This window comes from Amycolatopsis sp. NPDC003861, from assembly GCF_053605405.1.
Map to the genome: position 1 here is coordinate 1 of NZ_JBSGJD010000078.1, position 16,655 is coordinate 16,655.

The window sequence follows — 16,655 nt, forward strand, 5'->3', positions numbered from 1 at the left end:
TCTTTTTTTTTTCCCCTTTTTTGGTGGTTGGGGTTTTTTTTGTTTTCTGGGTTTTACTAACCCGCCTTACCACTCACGACCGGTGAGCGGGTCAGGCCTGGGGTGCCGGGCGCCCGGCCGGGCCCTGGCGGTTGTAGTCGGCCACGAACGCGGCGCGCTGCTCGTCGGTCATCTGGTTGAGCAGCACGTTCGGCGACTGCACCTCGGGCATCCGGCGCAGGTGGTCGAGCGTCCACATCTTCTTCGGGTCGAGGTCCAGGTGCGGCTGGGCGACCATGGTCTTGCCGTCGTCGCGGACGAAGCCCATGTCGGAGACGACGTCGGCCCAGTTCCAGCCGTGGTAGAGCGTCTCCCACTCGCGGGCGCCGACCAGCTGGCCCATGTTCGGGGTGTTGCGGCCCTGGTAGGTGGGCCGGAACGCCTCGGCGTCGGTCCAGCGGCAGGTCTCCGAGCAGTACGTCCGGTGCTGGCCGTCGACCTGGTCGACCACCATGTCCTCGCGGATCAGGCACGGCACCATGCAGGTCCAGCAGCGGTGCGGGTACACGTAGTCGACGTTCTCGGCGACGATCGGGTGGTGCCCGTTCGGCGTCGCGAGGCGGTTGTAGTTCTCCCACCACTTGCCGTACTTGTCGTACCAGCCCGGGTACTTGTACTCGAACCACTCGAAGTCTTCGTCGGTCATCGGGTCGATGCGCCAGTAGTTGGCGAGCCACCCGGTGGCGAAGAACTGCGCGACTTCGTGGACGTAGCCCTTGTTCCAGATCCGGTTCCAGGCTTCCTCGATCAGGTCGTGCGGGATGACGAGCCCGTACTTCTCCAGCGGGACCAGGTAGGAGCGGTAGTAGTCGTCGTAGATCCAGCGGCGCCACATTTCCGCGTAGCTTTCGCGGTCCTTGCGGCGGTCCTTGGTGCCGTATTCGATGAACGTACCGATCGCGGCGTCGACGACGGCGTGGTTGTTCCACCACGCGTACCTCAGGTCCCGTTCGAGCAGCTGGTGGTTGCTTTCGTCGGACAACGCCATCAGCAGGGTCGCGTAGCCGTTGCTGATGTGGCGCGATTCGTCGGACTGGACGGAGTGGAACACCGTGGGCAGCAGGTAGTCGCCGTTCGCGGCGGCTTCGGCGGGCATGGCGACGAACAGCGTGTTCGTGAACGCCGTTTCGGCGACGATGGTCAGGTAGATGCTCGCCGCGGTGATGGCGTCCCCGGTGATGAAGCCTTCGGCGAACTGGCGGCCGATGGTGCCGCAGTAGTCGTTCTGGAAGTTGCGCAGGCTCGAGTTGAAGCCCGCCGGGTCGATGTAGTTCTGCATGTACAGGCGCTTGAGGTTCTGCTGGATCGTCGAGTGGCGGACCTCGTCGATCATCTGGATCGCCTGGCCGTTGTGCAGTTCCGGGTTCGGGACCGTGCGGAACAGCAGCGGCATCGCCCGCGCGGCGGAGATCTCCGGCAGCGGGATGATCGACAGGAACAGTTTCTGCCACTCCAGCCAGCGTTCCTGGACCTGGCGGAACATGTTGCCGCGGATCGCGCCGTCCTCGGCGCCGTAGACCCGGTGGTCCTTTTCCTCCTGCATCGGGAAGTACGAGCGGAGGACCTGCTTCAACGGGTCCTTCTTCTTGGCCTTCCGGAAGGTGTAGTCGGTGCCGTAGTGCGAAACCGGGGTGTGGTACGCCGGTTCCCACGACAGTTCCTGGATCTTCTGGTGGGCTTTCGCCACACTCTGGCGACTCATGGCTCACTCCTTATTCACGGCTCGCCGGCCCGGCGTTGACCATTAGGCGGGCCCACGCGGTGGCCGCGGGTCTCAATCTGAGACAGAACCGCGGCCCGGCGGCGTGTCGAGCAGCCGCGCGCGCAACGCGGCCAGCTCGTCGTGGACGCCGGCCCGCACCCGGGCGTCCCCTTCGGCCGCCGGGACGATCCCGAACGCGCGCAGCAGCGCGGCGGCGGGCTCGCCGGGGTCGCCCGCGGCGCCCAGCGTCGGGTGCAGCCCCTGCTCGGCCAGGTGGGTGAAGACCAGGTTGACGATCGTCCACGGGTTGTACGTTTCGGCGGCCATGACTCCATGGCACCGCTGCTCCGCGGCCCGGAGCGTCTCAATTTGAGACACCGCCGCCACCCCCGCGCGCTTACTCTGGACGGGCGTCACTACGGGAGGTCACGTGGACGAGATCGCGCCCGGCACACTGGTCGCCGACGACGAACTCGCCCGCACCCGCGTGCGGTTCCTGACCGCGGAGACGGTTCCCGCGGACACGGTCCGGCCGACGATCCTCGCCTCGTGGCGGCGGTCGCGGGAGTTCCAGGTCGAGGCCGACCGGATCGACCCGCTCTACCTCGGCGACCAGAACCTCGACATCCCGCTCATGCGCGGCGCCGAACCGGTGCTGGAGAAGCTGGGCGAGCAGTTCGAGGGCCAGCCGATCAGCCTCATCCTCACCGACCCCGGCGGGGTCGTGCTCACCCAGCGGACCGGGGACGCCGACCTGGCCCGGCACCTCGAGCGCGTCGAGCTGGTGCCCGGGTTCAGCTACGGCGAGCAGTCCGTCGGCACGAACGGCATCGGCACCGCGCTGGAGGACGGCCGCCCGACGACGGTGTTCGGCCACGAGCACTACGCCGAGCACCTGGAGAACCTGGCCTGCGCCGGGGTGCCGATCCACCACCCGATCTCCGGCAAGAAGGTCGGCGCCGTCGACCTCACCTGCTGGTACAAGGACGCCGGCGGCCTGCTCGTCGCGCTGGCCCGCTCGACGGCCGAGCAGATCCGCCAGGCCCTGCTGCGCCACAGCGACCTGCGGGAGATGCTGCTGTTCCAGGCCTACCTGCAGACCTGCCGCCGGTGGACGGGCATCGTGCTGGCGTTCAACGAAGACATCGTGATGATGAACGACCGGGCGCGGCAGCTGCTCGACCCGGCCGACCAGTCGGTGCTGCTGGGCCACGCCACCGAGGCGCTGGCCGAGGGCCGCCGGACGCCCGCGACCCTGTCGCTGTCCAGCGGGTTGCGGGTCCGGGTGCTGTGCCGCCGGGTTGCGGGCCGGCGCGAAGCCGAGACCGCGGGCGGCGTGCTGTCGGTGAAGCTGATCGAGGCCGAGGAGACCTTGGCCGTCTCGACGCCGATGCTGCCGATGTACCTGCCGGGTGTGGTCGGCTCGGCACCGCTGTGGCTGCGCTGCGGGCACGACCTCGACTCCGGCCACCAGCGCGGCGAGTGGGTCGCGCTCGAAGGCGAGCCCGGCACCGGCAAGCTGACCCTGGCCAAGGGCCTGCACCAGCGCCACCACCCGGCGGCCCGGCTGCTCACCATCGACGCGGCGGCCGGGCCGGACTGGGCCGAACTGCCGCGCGAGCACGCCGAAGCCCCGATCCGCACGCTGGTGATCCGGCACGCGGACCGGCTGGCGGCCCCGGCGGCCGGCGCGCTGGCGGCGGTCCTGCGGACCCTGCGCGAGGAGCCGAGCCCGCCCTGGGTCGTCGTCACCCTCGTGCCGGAGGCCGAGACCGAACCGGCGCTGGCCGAGCTGCTGAAGTTCTTCCCCCGGACGGTGCGGGTGCCGCCGCTGCGCCACCACGTCGAAGACCTCGCCGAACTCGTCCCGCTGGTGCTGAGCAAGCTCGGCTACGGCGGCCGGCTGACCTGCTCGGCCGCGGCACTGCACCTGCTGATGCGGGCGGAGTGGCCGGGCAACACCGGCCAGCTCCACCAGGTGCTGCGCACGGTCGCTCAGCGCCGCCGCGCCGGCACCATCCGCCCCGGCGACCTCCCGGCGGAGTTCCACGCGGTGACCCGGCGGCCGCTGAACCGCTTCGAGTCGATCGAGCGGGACGCCATCGTGCGGTGCCTGGAGGACGCGGACGGCAACAAGGTCCGGGCCGCGAAGCTGCTCGGCATCTCCCGGGCGACGATCTACCGCAAGATCCACGAGTACGGCATCGTGCCGCCGGCCCGGTAGCCGCCCGGATCCCCGGCGGGCGGCTCCCGGTGCGTCACTTCGACGGAGGGGTCACCGCCTTCGCGACCTCTTCGATCGTCTTGGCGTCGACCAGCCCGGTGTCCTCGAGCACCTCCATGTGGTCCATCACCGTCTGGTTCGCCTGCCGCGCGTGCCGCCGGATGACGTCGTTCTGCGTGCCGGCGCGGACTTCGGCGATGGTCGCGAAGATCTTGCCGTGCGACGAGCGGAGCAGGTTCGCGAACAGTTTGTCGAACTCGAGCCCCTGGGCGGCGGTCAGCTGGCGGACCCAGCCCTGCTGCTCGGGGCTGGCCTGGTCGGGCAGCGTCACCCCGAGCATCTTCGCGTCTTCGCGCACGAGCTGGTCCAGGCGCGAGTGGCCGTCCAGCAGGTGCAGCCCGGCGCGCTTCACCTGTTCGCTGCTGGCGTGGGTCTGTGCCAGGGAGCCGGCGGGGATTTCCCACAGCCCGGCCTGGCGGACCTTGACCAGGAACGTCTTGTCGAGCTCGGTCACCGGCCCGGCGCCGGTCACCGGACCGGTGGCGGCGGCTTCGCCTGCCGAGCCCATCTGCATGCCGGCCATGTCCTGGCCGTAGGCGGGGACCTGCGCCTGCGTCGAGCCGGGCGAGGTCTGGGCGCTGGCCTGCAGCACCATGACCGAGCCCACGCCGACCACGGCGAGCGTGGCCACGACGACCAGCGCGGTCCGGGCCTTGGCGCGGCCCGTCATGCCACGGTGATCCGGCATGATTCCTCCTTCTGACGACAGTGCGGGTACGGGGTACACGGAAGCCGTCGCGGGGAGGTTCAGCGAAATCCGAGGAATTTTTCTTGCGAGCCAACGGAATCATCGTTCAGGCGCGCTTAAGACAGCAGAAACAGAAGGATGGCCGATACGGCCGGACACACCCGGCGAGCGCCGGGGATGTCCATCTTGACCGATGCTCTTGCGATTGGCAAGTATTGCGGCATGCAACCCCACCACGAAGAAGCGGCCCCGGGCGGCGACCCGGACGTGGCCGCCCTCGACGGCCTCACCGTGGTCCTGGTCGGGATCGCGTGGGAGTGCGCGCACGCGGCCCCGCCGGAGGTGTCGTTCCCGCAGTCGCGGCTGCTGCTGGTCCTCGACCGCCTCGGCCGCGTCCCGAGCTCCCAGCTGGCGGCGGCGATGGGCGTCAACGCGTCCTCGGTGACGCGGCTGGCGGATCGGCTCGAAGGCCTCGGGTACGTGGCCCGCGGCCGCAGCCCGGGCAACCGCAGCGTCGTCACCCTGGAGGTGACCGAAGCCGGGCACCAGATCGTGGCGCGCATGCTCGAGCGGCGGCAGGCCGCACTGGGGGCGCTGCTGGCCAAGCTGCCACCGTCCCAGCGCAAGGCCGCGGCCAAGGCGGCCCGCCAGCTGGTCCACGCGGCGGCGACCATCCCGGCGCTCGGTCCGGCCGCGCTGTGAGTGCCATCCTGGACGGCATGCCGACCCGCTGGACGTGCCCCCGCTGCGACCGCGAGTTCGCCCGCGCGGGCCAGGGCCACACGTGCGTCCCCGGCGGCACGGTCGAGCAGACGTTCGCGGGCAAGCCACCGTGGCAGCGCGCGGTCTACGACGCGGTGCTCGGCCACCTGCGCACCCTCGGCGACGTCCACGAGGACGCCGTCAAGGTCGGGGTGTTCCTGAAGCGGGACCGGAAGCTGGCGGAGCTGCGCCCGCGCTCCCGGGACGTGCTGGTGTACCTGTGGCTGCCCCGGCCGGTGGAGACGGCCCGCATCGCCCCGGCGAGCTGGGCGAGCGGGCCACGGGTCGGGCACAGGCTGAGCCTGCGCGCGGTGTCCGATGTGGACGACGAAGTCCGCGGCTGGCTGACCGCGGCCTTCGCCGTCTCCTGAAGGTCAGGAACCCGTGGGGCCCGTCCAGCCGTCCGGCACGTGGCCGATCCGGACCCGCTGCGGGTGGTCGCCCACCGGGACCGAGACGAGCTTCTGCCCCGTCGCGAAGTCGATCGCCGTCACCTGGTCGGCGCCGGCTTCCGAGATCACGCACGCCTGGCCGTCGCCGCTCACCGTGGCCCAGTACGGCTTCGCCGCCGGGACGAGGGTGCCCTGCTGCAGCGTCGTGCGGTCGACGACCGTCGCGTAGTCGTCCATCGTTCCGGCGATGCAGAGCTTGGTGCCCGCCGGGTTCATCGACATGCCGTGGTGGCGGGAGTCGTTGACGAAGGTCTTGCGGTCGTCGCTGGTGGCCGGGTTCTTCGGCAGTTCCTTGATCCGGGTGATCTTGTCGGTGGCCACGTCGTACTCGGCGAAACCGTTGAAGAACGACACCTGGAAGTACAGCTTCGACCCGTCCGGCGTGAACGCGACCGGCCGGACGGCGTCCGAGAGGTCGCTGCGGCCGAAGGCGTCGAGCCGCTGGCGCATGTCGATCACCTTGACCTGGCGGAAGGTCGCGGCGTCGACCACGGTGATCCGCCGGTCCCCCTTGGTGAAGTCCCAGCCCGGGTCGTCGAGGTCGGTGTTGACCTCGCCGATCGACATGTTCCAGAGGGAGCGGCCGCCGTCGGTGAACACGTTCTCGTGCGGTTTGTCCCCGGTGGCGAACGAGCCGAGCTGCTGCCCGGTGACGATGTCCAGCACGTGCACGGTGTTCGACGTCGACGCGGAGACCGCGACGCGGCGGCCGTCCGGCGACACCGCCATGTGGTCGGAACGGAAGCCCGACACCGGGAAGCGCCAGTTGATCCGGCCGGTCGTCAGGTTGATCGAGACGACGTCGGCGAAGCTCGGCCGCGACGCCACCACCGACGAGCCGTCCGGGGTGGTGTACATGTCGTCGACGAACTGGTCGTGCCCTTCGCCGGGCCCGTTGCGGATGCCGAGGAAGAAGGCCAGCTTGATCGGGTTGAGGTAGATCTCCGTCAGCCGTGCGTCCTTGTCCGGGATGATGTTCACCCGCGCGATCCGGGCGAACGAGCCACGGGACTGGATGACGTCCGCCGTGCCTTCCCAGTTGTTGCCGACGAACATCACCTCCCGCAGCGCCGCCGCGCCGGTCGCCGGCACCGCGGCCCCGGTCGCCAGCAGGGCGACGGACGCGGTGAGGCAGGCCAGGCGGGATAAGTAAGACCGCTTCCGACGGGGTTTGCGCACGAGGAGACACCTTTCGGCAGTGAAGAGGTGCGGTGGATTTGGCGGAGAAACGAGGTTACTGTCCGGTATTGTCACGATAACCGGCCACCGGAGCCGCTCCGGTAGGGCCGCTCGCCCAACATCGCGGACGCGGTGTTGTGGCCCTGCCACAACGGGAGGGTGCCGTGCCGGCCTCGCCGCTGCTCCGGCAGGTGCTCGACGCGATGGCCGCCGATGACGCCGTCGTCGACGAGCTGGTGAAGGCCGCACGGGACCAGTCGCCCGAGGTCGCGCGGCTGCCGGAGGCGGAGAACCGGCGGCACGTCCGGTTCCTGCTCTCGGCCGCGCTGCGCGCCACCACGAACCCCGACAGCGCCGACTACACGACCGCCGAGGCGCTCGGCGCCGATCGGGCCGCCCAGGGTGTCCCGCTCACCGACCTGCTGCGCGGGGTCCAGGCCGGCCGGACGCTCGCGGCGCGTTTCGCCGTCGAACGCGCCCGGGCCGCGGGCCTGCCCGACGACGTCATCCTCGAAACCGTGCTCGACGCCGAGCGCTACACCGGCGCGCTGGAACGGCACATCGTCAAGGGTTACCACGCCGCCGAGCTGCAGCTGTCACGAACCGTGCGGGACGCGCGGACCCAGCTCCTGCGCACCCTGCTCCTCGCCGGGCACCCGCCCACGCCGGAGGAACTGCGGCGGGCGGGGTTGCGCCCCGAAGGCCGTTACTCCTGCGTGGTGTCCGATGTCAGTGACCCGGCGCGGGCGCGCACGCTCGAACAGGCGCTGCTGGAGTTCGGCGGGGTGTACGGGCTGGTCGAGGGCCGGCTCACCGGCCTGGCGGCGCGCCCGCCCGCCGGGGTTTCGCCGGCCGACGGTGTGGTGCTGGTCGTCGCGCCTCCGGTGGCGCTGCCCGAACTGCCGGAGGTGCACCGCCTCTGCACGGCGGCGGCGCGGATCGCCGGGCCCGGCCACCACGACCTGACCGCGCTGGCGAGCGAAGTCGCCCTGGCGGCGCAGCCGCTGCTGGCGGACCTGCTCACGGGCGGCCTGCTCGGCGCCCTCGACCCCGCGAACGCGTTCCACCGAGAGCTGGCCGCGACGGCGCTGGCCTACCTGGACCACGGCCAGCGCCTGCGGACCACGGCCGAAGCGCTGCACCTGCACCCGAACACGGTCCGCTACCGCCTCGACCGGCTGGCCGAGCTCACCCCGGTGGCCCTGGCCGAGAACAGCGGCGGCCGCGTCCTCGACGCCGTGCGGTCGTGGTGGGCCCTGCAGAACTGGCTCGGTGGTCGTTAGAGTCACCCGCATGGCTGAACTCCGCCGCATGCCGGCGACCACGGCGTCCGGAGAATGCGTTTTCTGCGCCATCGGCTCGGGTCAGGCCCCGGCCGCGTTCGTGCACGAGGACGACGAGTTCGTCGCGATCGTCGACCTGCGCCCGGTCACGACCGGGCACCTGTTGGTCCTCCCCCGCGCCCACCACGCGGACCTCGCTTCGCTCCCGGCTCCCGCGGGCGCGCGGATGTTCACCATCGCCCAGGAACTGGCGGCGGCGTTGCGGCGCACGGACCTGCCGTGCGAGGCGATCAACCTGTTCCTGGCCGACGGCAAGGCGGCGGGCCAGGAGATCCCCCACGTCCACCTGCACGTGATCCCCCGGTTCGCCGGCGACGGCTTCGTCCTGAGCGCCGACTGGCGGGTGCGGCCGAAGGAGGAGCTGGTGGAGGTCGCGGAGAAGGTCAAGGCGGCGCGTTAGGCCTTGTGCAGCTTGTCCGGGTGGTGGACGGCGGTCTTGCCGGATTTCTCGCTGCGGACGAGGTATTGCGGGTCGTCGGGGGACGCCTTGACGTCCCGCTTGCCGGCGTGGGTGTCCTTGGTGATCTTATCCTCGACCGTGCCGACGGAGCTCTGGTTGCCGGCGTCCCACTTGACGCGGTCGCCCTTCTTGAATTCCTTGGTCATGGCGGGAGGGGTACCCCGGATTCGCCGGCTCACCACCGCCGCCGGCCAACCGATACGGTGATCGTGTGGAGCGACGCCGGCACGCCACGTCGTTCGGCGCGGCGGCGGCCGCCTACGCCGAACACCGCCCGGACTACGCCGAGGCCGCGGTGCGCTGGGCGCTCGACCCGGCACCGGGCCGCCGGGTGCTCGACCTCGGCGCCGGGACCGGCAAGCTGACCGCCACGCTGGTGGCCCTGGGTTTCGCCGTGACCGCGGTCGAGCCCGACCCGGCCATGCTGGCGGAATTGCGCCGCACCCTGCCGGACGTCCGTGCCCGGCCGGGCCACGCCGAGGCGATCCCGCTGCCGGACGCGTCCGTCGACGCGGTGGTGGCCGGCAACGCCCTGCACTGGTTCGACATGGCGGTCGCGGGCCCCGAGATCGCCCGGGTCCTCGTGCCGGGCGGCGTCCTCGCCGGGCTGTGGAACGTCGTGGACGACCGGGTCGGCTGGGTGGCCAGGCTGGCGCGCGCCGGCGGAAGCGCGGTGATCGGCCCGCGGGACACGCCCACCGGCTGGCGCGCCGAAACGGCCGAAGTCCTCCCGCCCCGGTTCGGTGCCCCCGAACGCGCCGGATTCCCGCACGGACAGCGCCGTACCGCCGGCTCCCTGGTGGCGGCGCTGGCCACCCGGGCGGGTGTCCTGGTCATGCCGCCACCGGAGCGCGAGAACACCCTCGGCCGGATCCGGGCCTTCCTCGCGCGGGAACCGGAAACGGCGGACGGCGAGTTCACCCTCCCGATGCTGACCTGCGTGCTGCGCGGCCGCAGCGGGTACCCGTCCGGAATGGACGACGAAGAAACCCGCCGCGAGTTCGGCGACAGCGTCAACATGACCGCCAAGCAGCTCGACGACTGGCTCGGCACCGACGAGTCGAAGGCCGCCGGGCAGCACAAGGACGCCGAGTCGATCGGGCACCGGTCCGGCCGCCGGATCGTGGAGATCCTGCGGAAGAAGAAGGACGAACTCACCGGCGACGACCTCGCCCACATGCGCAAGGTCGTCGGCTACGTCCACCGGCACCTGGCCCAGCGCCCCTCGGGCGACGTCAAGGACACCACCTGGCGGCACTCGCTCATGAACTGGGGCCACGATCCGCTGCACTAGCCGCGTAGTCCGGCAGTTCCAAGGCGTTCGCCGCTTCCCGGATCGGGCGGGACATCTGCTCCAGGACGCGGTTGCGGCCCGGCAGGTACGGCATCAGCTTGATCATCCGGGTGTTGAACCACGCGAACGCCCGCGACTGCGGGATGATCCCGCGCAACGCCGTCTTCGCCAGCGCCTGGTTCTTCTCGATGAACGGCCGCATCAAGGTTTCGTAGCGGGGCAGCGCCTCGGAGAAGTCCGAGGCCAGCTCGCCCGCCAGGACGTACGCGCCCGCCAGGGCCAGGCTCGTGCCCTGGCCCGACGCCGGGGACGGGCAGTACCCCGCGTCGCCGAGGAGGGTCACGCGGCCGGTCGACAGGCGGTCCATGACGATCTGGCACACCGGGTCGAAGTAGAAGTCGTCCGCTTCGCGCATGGCCGAGAGCAGCTCCGGGATTTCCCAGCCGAGGCCGGCGAAGCGGTCCGCGACCAGGTCCTTCTGGCCGCCGACGTCCCGGCGGTCGTATGGCAGCGGCGGTGCGGTGAACCAGAACGCCGCCTTCGCGTCGTCCGCCCGTGCCGTGCTGTAGACGTTGACCATCCTGCCCGGCGCCGCCGAATGCAGGAGCTCCCAGCGGTCCAGCTCGAACGTGTTGGGCACCGTCGAGATCGAGATGTAGGCGTCGAACCGGCGCAGGTGGTCCTCCTCCGGGCCGAACGCCAGCGCGCGGACGCCGGAGTGCAGGCCGTCCGCCCCCACCACCAGGTCGAACCGGCGGGGCTCGCCGTGGGCGAACGTCACCTTGACGCCGTCGGGTCCCTGGTCGAGGCCGGTGATCCAGTCGCCGAAGACGTACTCGGTGTGCGAGCGGGTGGCGTCGTAGAGGATGCGGGCCAGGTCGCCGCGCAGGATTTCGGTGTCGTCGCCGTGGCGGAAGCCGAACGTGTCCGCGTCGAGGGTGGCGATCTGCTTGCCGCGCTTGTTCACGAACGCCGCGCCGCGCATGTCGGTGCTCGCCGCGTGGACCTGCTCCAGCAGGCCCATCCGGCGGACGACGTCGACCGCGACGCCGCGGATGTCGACCTTGTAGCCGCCTTCGCGCAGACTCGGGGCGCGTTCGACGACGGTGGTCTGGAAGCCGTGGTGGTGCAGCCACCAGGCGAGGGCGGGGCCGGCGATACTGGCGCCGGAGATCAGGATGTGCTTCGTCATGCCCCGAAGCTTCGGCGGGGCCGCTGACCGTTCACGAACCGAGCGCGAACCGCCGCTGACCGGCCTCCTCGACGGCCTGCTCGGGCGGCATTTCCCGGCCTCGGTCGAACGCCTCGGCGTAGGCCGGGGCGCCGATGCGGGCCCGGACGCGGTCGGCCACGCCGGCGACGTCGGCGTCCCTGGTAACGGGCGCGCCGCGCAGCCCGACCGCCACGCCGAGCAGGAACGCGGCCCGCTCGTCCTCCTCCCGCCCGGCGAGCACCCCGGCCAGCCCTTCGATCGCCTGGGCCGCGCCGGGCAGGTTCGCGTGTTCCAGGGCCGTGGCCAGCGCTTCCTGGTGCAGCTCGGTCGCCTCGTCCAGGCGGCCCTCGGCGGCCGCCGTCCAGCCGAAGCCGGTGTGGACGCGGATGCGGGTCTCGCCGCCGGTCACCGGGTCGGCGGCCAGGGCGAGCGCCGCGGAGTACCAGCGCCGGGCCGTCCCGAGGTCACCCGCACGGCGCGCGATCTCCCCGAGGCCGCCGCGAGCCCGGGCGAGCGTCACCGGTGTGCCCGCGGCGCGCGCCTGCTCGGCGGCGGTTTCGTAGTCGGCCTTCGCGGCTTCGGCGTCGCCCTGCCGCAGGACGCCGTCGGCACGGCGGCAGAGCAGGTCGGCCGCGTCTTCGGCCGCGCCGAGCTCGCCGGCCAGCCGGACGGACTCGTCCATCAGCTCCCGGAACCGCTCGTGGTCGCCGCGCCAGTCCGCGAACTCCGCGAGCTTCTCCAGCGCGCTGGCCTCGCCCCAGCGGTCGCCCAAGGTGCGGAAGGCGGCCAGGGACGCCGAAAAGTGCGCCTCGGCTTCGGCGATCCGGCCGCGGTACTGGGCGCCGAGGCCGTCGCCGATCCCCGCGAACGCCCGGGACCACGCGTCCGGGCCGATCAGCGCGGCCAGCCGTTCGCCGTCTTCGGCCTTGGTGCGCGGGGAAAACGCCCACAGCAGGAACAGGTACGGGTATCGCAGCGGCCCGTCGAGCTGCCGCAGGATCGGCTCGATCGCGACGCCGGTGTCCGACGCCTGGATCACGCAGAGGACGTATTCCTCGGCCAGCCCCGGCGGCGGTTCGGGACCGATCGCGGCCAGGACGGTGTCCGCGATCGGCGGCACCTCGCTGCGCAGGCCGCGCAGCCACCAGTACCAGGAGAGCGCGGCGATGAGCCTCAACGCGGTGTCCGGGTCTTCGGCGGCGCTCCAGCGGAGGGCCGCGTGGAGGTCGGCGTGTTCGGCGGTCAGGTCGGCCAGGGCGGTCAGCTGGTCCGCACCGCGCAGCTTCGGCTCGTGGGCGCGGGCGAAGTCCAGGAAGTACTGCGCGTGCGCCGCCCGGCGGTCGTCGCCCTGCTCGGCGCAGAACGCGCGGATCGTCTCCAGCATCCGGTACCGGCGGCCGTCGAACTCGACGAGGGACTTCTCGACCAGACCGGTGAGCACGAAGTCGGGGACATCGCAGACGCGCTCGACAGCGGCCGGTCGGGCGCCACCGGCGAACACCGCGAACCGGCCCGCCAGCAGTTGTTCGTCGGCGTCCAGCAGGTCCCAGCTCCACTCGACGACGCCGCGGAGAGTCCGGTGCCGCGGCTCGGCCGTCCGGTCGCCGCGTGAGAGGAGCCGGAACCGGTCGCCGAGCCGGGCGGCGACGTCTTCCACCGGCAGCGACCGCAGCCGGGCGGCGGCGAGCTCGATGGCCAGCGGGAGACCGTCGAGGGCGGCACAGATCCGGGCGACCGCACCCGGCTCCGGGACTTCGCCCGGCGCCACGGCCGCGGCCCGCTCGGTGAACAGCCGCGCCGCGGCGTCGGCGGGCAGGGCGCCGACCGCACCAGCGTCTCGCCGGTCAAGCCCAGTGCTTCGCGACTGGTGGCCAGCACGCGCAGGCCGGCGCACTCGCCCAGCAGGCGCCGCGCCAGCCGCGCGGCCTCGGCGACGACGTGTTCGCAGTTGTCCAGCACCAGCAGCACCGGCCGGTCGGCGAGCCCGGCGGCCAGGCGGTCGGCCGGGTCGGCAGCCGCGCCCGGCGTCAGCACGCCCTGTTCCCGCAGGCCGAGTGCGGCGAGGACCGCGCGCGGGACGTCGGTGGTCGTCGCGAGCTCGACGAAGCACACCTCGCCGTCCGCCCGGGCCGCGGCTTCGGCGGCGAGCCGGGTCTTGCCCGCGCCGCCCGGTCCGATGAGCGTGACGAGCCGGACGTCGCGCAGGGCGGCGGTGAGCCGGTCGAGCTCGGCGCGGCCGACGAACCCGGTGAGCGGCACCGGAACGCGGCGAGCCGGAGCCGCTTGGAGCACCGCGATGTGCGCGTCGGCGAGCTCCGGCGACGGATCGGCGCCGAGTTCGTCGGCGAGGCGTTCCCGCATCTCGGCGAACACGGCGAGGGCTTCGGCGGACCGGCCGCCACCGTGGAGGGCCCGCATGAGCTGGGCGGTGAGCCGTTCACGCAGGGGGTGTTCGCGGGTGAGCTCCCGCAGTTCGGCGACGAGCCGCTCGTGGTGACCGAGCGCGAGCCCGGCTTCCACGCGGTCTTCGGTCGCGGCCAGCCGTAGTTCCGCCAGCCGGGCCGCGCGCGGCGGGTCGGCGAGCCCGTCGAGCGCGGGGCCCCGCCAGAGCGCGAGAGCTTCGGTGAACAGCTCGAGCTTCCCGGCCGGATCGGGGGTCTCCCGCGCTTGCGCGGTGAGCCGTTCGAAGCGGTGGACGTCGACGTCCTGGGGGTCGATGGCCAAGCGGTACCCGGCGGGGGTGAACTCGACGAGGCCGTCGGGCGCGCCGCCGTCCTTCAGGCGCCGGCGCAGCCGCGAGACCTGCGACTGGAGGGCTTCGGCGGCGCCCTCGGGCGGGTGCTCGCCGTGCAGGCCGTCGATGAGCCGTTCGGCGCTCACGACCCGCCCGGCATCGAGGGCGAGCAGGGCCAGCAGCCCCCGCAGCTGCGGCCCGCCGAGGGCGACCGGGGTCCCGTCGGGACGGTGGGCTTCGACCGGCCCGAGGATCGCGAACTGCACCGGGCAATTCTGGCCCACCACCTCGCTCAAGTTCCGGTGATTCGCACAGATCGCGCCCCCGCGTCGAGGAACTCCAGCAGCCGCCCGGCCTCCGTCTCGATCTCCGCCCGCTCCCCCGCCGTCAGCCGGTCGTGGGCGGTGACCTCCAGGGCGTCGGCGTGCAGCCGCCAGTCCGCGCGGTAGAAGCCGTCCACCAGCAGTGTTCCCCGGGAAGCGCCATTGCCCGGCGGCAGCGGGACCCGCCGGCCGGGCGGGAGGACCCGCGCCCGGTCGGCGTGCGCCAGCAGGACGTTGTCGTACTCCGGCAGGAACCGCGCCGGCGCCGGTGCCGAAGGGTCCGGGAGCACGCCGTCTTCCCCGTCGTAGAGCACTTCGCCGGAGTCCGCGCGGAACGTCCGCAGGCCCATCGGCTCGACGATCTCGCGCAGCTTCGTCAACCCCGACCACGCCTGGACGTCGGCCACCGATGCCGGGCCGAACGCCCGCAGGTACCGCCGCACCACGTCCTCGATGGAGGGACGGCAGTCCAGCGGACCGCCGAGCCAGCTTTCCAGGGTGGTCAGCGTGGCCGGGCCGGTCGAACCCCAGACGCCGCGGGGCGTCACCTGCACGGTCGGCACCAGGGAGCCGACCGCGTACGAGAGCGCCTCGGCGTCGTGCGCCGGCCACCGCGCGGCCAGCGCGTCCTGCAGCTGCCGCCGGGTCCGGGGCCGCTCTTCGAGCAGCTCGCGGCCGAAGCGGGACACCGCGCCGAGATCGGCGTCGCCGACGCGGCGGCCGAAGTGGCCGGTGTAACCGTTCGCCACCACCCGCTGCACCAGCGGCCGCAGCACGCGCGCGTCCTCGGCGAGGACCAGGTGGACGGTCCCCCGCATCAGCGGCCCGCGCACGGCCTGGCGGCCGGTGATCAGGGAGGCCAGCTCGCCGGGCCGGAACCCGGAAATCCGGGTCCACAGCCCGACGTACGGTGCGAGCGGGGCCTGCGCCTGCATCCCGACCAGGTGCCCGACCATCGTCGCGGCCGGCAACGACGTCCGTTCCAGGAGATGCTGCCGCGCGAGCAGCGCCCGGTTGAGCGCGCGGACGTTCACGGTCGCAGCCCGCGGAAGAACGCGCGGATGTCGGCCACGAGCAGCTCGGGCTCCTCCAGCGCCGCGAAGTGGCCGCCCTCGGCGAAGTCGGACCAGTGCGCGATCTTCTCCTCGGGGTCCATGATCCGCCGGACCACCGGGGAAGAGTCGAACACCGCCCAGCCCGCGGGGACGTCCGAGGGCGCCAGCCAGCCGTGGGCGGAGTGCGCGGCCTCGTAGAGGAACCGGGCCGCGCTCGCGCCGCTGCGGGTGAACCAGTACAGGCTGATGTTCGTCAGCAGCCGGTCGCGGTCGACGCCGTCCGGGCCGGTCCACGCCTCGAACTTCTCCGCGATCCAGGCCAGCTGCCCGACCGGGGAGTCGGTGAGCGCGGCCGCGATCGTCTCGGGCTTGTGGGACTGGAGGTCGAGGTACCCGCGGCCGGACTGCCAGTCCGCGCGGGCGGCGTCCAATTCGGACTGTTCGGCCTCCGACAAGCCCTCCGGCATCGGCAACTGCTCTCCCGCCAGCGCAATCGTCCCGCGGTCGCTGTTGACGTGGGTGCCGATGACGCGATCCGGGTACACCGCGGCGAGCCGGCCGGTGACCCCCGCGCCGAGGTCGCCGCCCTGCGCGGCGAACCGGTCGTAGCCGAGGCGGGTCATCAGCTCGGCGAACGCGTCGGTCGTGCGGGCCAGCTCCCAGCCGGGGCCGCTCAACGGCGTCGAGAACCCGAACCCGGGCACCGACGGGACGATGACGTGGAACGCGTCCGGGCCCGGCTCGGTCAGCGGGCCGAGGACGTCGAGGAACTCGGCGACCGAGCCCGGGTAGCCGTGGGTGAGCAGCAGCGGCACGGCGTCGGCCCGGGTCGAGCGGACGTGCAGGAAGTGGATGGTCTGGCCGTCGATCTCGGTCGTGAACTGCGGAAACGCGTTGAGCGCCGCTTCCTGGGCCCGCCAGTCGTAGCCGTCGCGCCAGTACTCGGCGAGCTCCCGGACGACGCTCGTCGGGATGCCGCGGGACCAGTCGGGCTCGTCGCCGGGCACCGCGTCGGCGAACCGGGCGGAGGCGAGGCGCCGGTGGAGGTCGTCCAGCTCGGCCTGCGGGACGTCGATGCGGAAGGGGCGGATTTCGTTCGTCATGAGCAGCACGTTATGAACCATTGC

The 16,655-nt window shown here is 72.3% G+C and carries 14 protein-coding genes and 2 pseudogenes; 7 read left to right on the plus strand and 9 right to left on the minus strand.

Annotation, left to right across the window (positions count from 1 at the left end):
• Positions 1-91 precede the first annotated feature (91 nt).
• Complete coding sequence (locus tag ACWEVN_RS20690; RefSeq protein WP_452052337.1) at positions 92-1,741, minus strand: methane monooxygenase; 1,650 nt, start codon at positions 1,739-1,741, stop codon at positions 92-94.
• 72 nt (positions 1,742-1,813) lie between these two features.
• Positions 1,814-2,068, minus strand: a complete 255-nt coding sequence (locus tag ACWEVN_RS20695; RefSeq protein ID WP_310975740.1) for a hypothetical protein — start codon at positions 2,066-2,068, stop codon at positions 1,814-1,816.
• Positions 2,069-2,171: 103 nt separating this feature from the next.
• Here ACWEVN_RS20695 and ACWEVN_RS20700 point away from each other — a divergent pair, with 103 nt between their 5' ends.
• Positions 2,172-3,965 (plus strand): sigma-54-dependent Fis family transcriptional regulator, encoded by a 1,794-nt coding sequence (locus ACWEVN_RS20700; protein WP_452052338.1) that lies wholly within the window; start codon positions 2,172-2,174, stop codon positions 3,963-3,965.
• A 34-nt stretch (positions 3,966-3,999) separates the two neighbouring features.
• Here the strand turns inward: ACWEVN_RS20700 and ACWEVN_RS20705 are convergent, their stop codons facing one another.
• Positions 4,000-4,713: a DUF4142 domain-containing protein gene (locus ACWEVN_RS20705; protein ID WP_452052339.1), complete on the minus strand. Its 714-nt coding sequence runs from the start codon at positions 4,711-4,713 to the stop codon at positions 4,000-4,002.
• A gap of 222 nt (positions 4,714-4,935) precedes the next feature.
• Between ACWEVN_RS20705 and ACWEVN_RS20710 the strand changes: the two genes are divergently transcribed.
• Both ACWEVN_RS20710 and ACWEVN_RS20715 read left to right on the plus strand, forming a co-directional pair.
• On the plus strand, positions 4,936-5,415 hold the full coding sequence (locus tag ACWEVN_RS20710) for a MarR family transcriptional regulator (RefSeq protein WP_452052340.1): 480 nt from the start codon (positions 4,936-4,938) through the stop codon (positions 5,413-5,415).
• Between the two features lie 17 nt (positions 5,416-5,432).
• Positions 5,433-5,846 (plus strand): DUF5655 domain-containing protein, encoded by a 414-nt coding sequence (locus ACWEVN_RS20715; RefSeq protein WP_452052341.1) that lies wholly within the window; start codon positions 5,433-5,435, stop codon positions 5,844-5,846.
• A 3-nt stretch (positions 5,847-5,849) separates the two neighbouring features.
• On the opposite strand, the gene ACWEVN_RS20720 is transcribed toward ACWEVN_RS20715, so the two are convergent.
• Entirely contained in the window at positions 5,850-7,106 is a 1,257-nt protein-coding gene (locus ACWEVN_RS20720; protein ID WP_452052342.1) for a YncE family protein, read from the minus strand.
• A gap of 164 nt (positions 7,107-7,270) precedes the next feature.
• Between ACWEVN_RS20720 and ACWEVN_RS20725 the strand changes: the two genes are divergently transcribed.
• Both ACWEVN_RS20725 and ACWEVN_RS20730 read left to right on the plus strand, forming a co-directional pair.
• Positions 7,271-8,389: a helix-turn-helix domain-containing protein gene (locus ACWEVN_RS20725; protein ID WP_452052343.1), complete on the plus strand. Its 1,119-nt coding sequence runs from the start codon at positions 7,271-7,273 to the stop codon at positions 8,387-8,389.
• A gap of 10 nt (positions 8,390-8,399) precedes the next feature.
• On the plus strand, positions 8,400-8,849 hold the full coding sequence (locus ACWEVN_RS20730) for an HIT family protein (protein ID WP_449686048.1): 450 nt from the start codon (positions 8,400-8,402) through the stop codon (positions 8,847-8,849).
• On the opposite strand, the gene ACWEVN_RS20735 is transcribed toward ACWEVN_RS20730, so the two are convergent.
• Entirely contained in the window at positions 8,846-9,055 is a 210-nt protein-coding gene (locus ACWEVN_RS20735; RefSeq protein WP_452052344.1) for a DUF2945 domain-containing protein, read from the minus strand. The two genes, ACWEVN_RS20730 and ACWEVN_RS20735, sit on opposite strands and share 4 nt — an antisense overlap.
• Before the next feature lie 65 nt (positions 9,056-9,120).
• Here ACWEVN_RS20735 and ACWEVN_RS20740 point away from each other — a divergent pair.
• Positions 9,121-9,501, plus strand: a pseudogene (locus ACWEVN_RS20740) (class I SAM-dependent methyltransferase); the annotation flags it as partial.
• Between the two features lie 381 nt (positions 9,502-9,882).
• Positions 9,883-10,203 (plus strand): DUF3140 domain-containing protein, encoded by a 321-nt coding sequence (locus tag ACWEVN_RS20745; RefSeq protein WP_452052363.1) that lies wholly within the window; start codon positions 9,883-9,885, stop codon positions 10,201-10,203.
• Here ACWEVN_RS20745 and ACWEVN_RS20750 read toward each other — a convergent pair.
• From ACWEVN_RS20750 to ACWEVN_RS20765, 4 genes and pseudogenes are all read right to left on the minus strand, one after another.
• A complete protein-coding gene (locus tag ACWEVN_RS20750) occupies positions 10,172-11,395 on the minus strand; it encodes an FAD-dependent monooxygenase (protein WP_452052345.1) in 1,224 nt (407 codons plus the stop codon). The genes ACWEVN_RS20745 and ACWEVN_RS20750 overlap by 32 nt on opposite strands.
• A 31-nt stretch (positions 11,396-11,426) precedes the next feature.
• Positions 11,427-14,416, minus strand: a pseudogene (locus ACWEVN_RS20755) (BTAD domain-containing putative transcriptional regulator).
• Between the two features lie 26 nt (positions 14,417-14,442).
• The gene (locus ACWEVN_RS20760) at positions 14,443-15,507 is read right to left on the minus strand and encodes a winged helix DNA-binding domain-containing protein (RefSeq protein ID WP_452052346.1); all 1,065 of its coding nucleotides are present in this window, start codon (positions 15,505-15,507) and stop codon (positions 14,443-14,445) included.
• On the minus strand, positions 15,504-16,631 hold the full coding sequence (locus ACWEVN_RS20765; protein WP_452052347.1) for an epoxide hydrolase family protein: 1,128 nt from the start codon (positions 16,629-16,631) through the stop codon (positions 15,504-15,506). Before ACWEVN_RS20765 ends, ACWEVN_RS20760 begins: the two co-directional genes overlap by 4 nt.
• Positions 16,632-16,655: the final 24 nt, after the last annotated feature.

What these genes read in the sequence shown, in the direction of transcription:
- ACWEVN_RS20690 (WP_452052337.1), bottom strand. Translation starts at nt 1,741, where the DNA reads ATGAGTCGCCAGAGTGTGGCGAAAGCCCACCAGAAGATCCAGGAACTG.
- ACWEVN_RS20695 (WP_310975740.1), bottom strand. Translation starts at nt 2,068, where the DNA reads ATGGCCGCCGAAACGTACAACCCGTGGACGATCGTCAACCTGGTCTTC.
- ACWEVN_RS20705 (WP_452052339.1), bottom strand. Translation starts at nt 4,713, where the DNA reads ATGCCGGATCACCGTGGCATGACGGGCCGCGCCAAGGCCCGGACCGCG.
- ACWEVN_RS20710 (WP_452052340.1), top strand. Translation starts at nt 4,936, where the DNA reads ATGCAACCCCACCACGAAGAAGCGGCCCCGGGCGGCGACCCGGACGTG.
- ACWEVN_RS20715 (WP_452052341.1), top strand. Translation starts at nt 5,433, where the DNA reads ATGCCGACCCGCTGGACGTGCCCCCGCTGCGACCGCGAGTTCGCCCGC.
- ACWEVN_RS20730 (WP_449686048.1), top strand. Translation starts at nt 8,400, where the DNA reads ATGGCTGAACTCCGCCGCATGCCGGCGACCACGGCGTCCGGAGAATGC.
- ACWEVN_RS20735 (WP_452052344.1), bottom strand. Translation starts at nt 9,055, where the DNA reads ATGACCAAGGAATTCAAGAAGGGCGACCGCGTCAAGTGGGACGCCGGC.
- ACWEVN_RS20745 (WP_452052363.1), top strand. Translation starts at nt 9,883, where the DNA reads ATGGACGACGAAGAAACCCGCCGCGAGTTCGGCGACAGCGTCAACATG.
- ACWEVN_RS20750 (WP_452052345.1), bottom strand. Translation starts at nt 11,395, where the DNA reads ATGACGAAGCACATCCTGATCTCCGGCGCCAGTATCGCCGGCCCCGCC.
- ACWEVN_RS20765 (WP_452052347.1), bottom strand. Translation starts at nt 16,631, where the DNA reads ATGACGAACGAAATCCGCCCCTTCCGCATCGACGTCCCGCAGGCCGAG.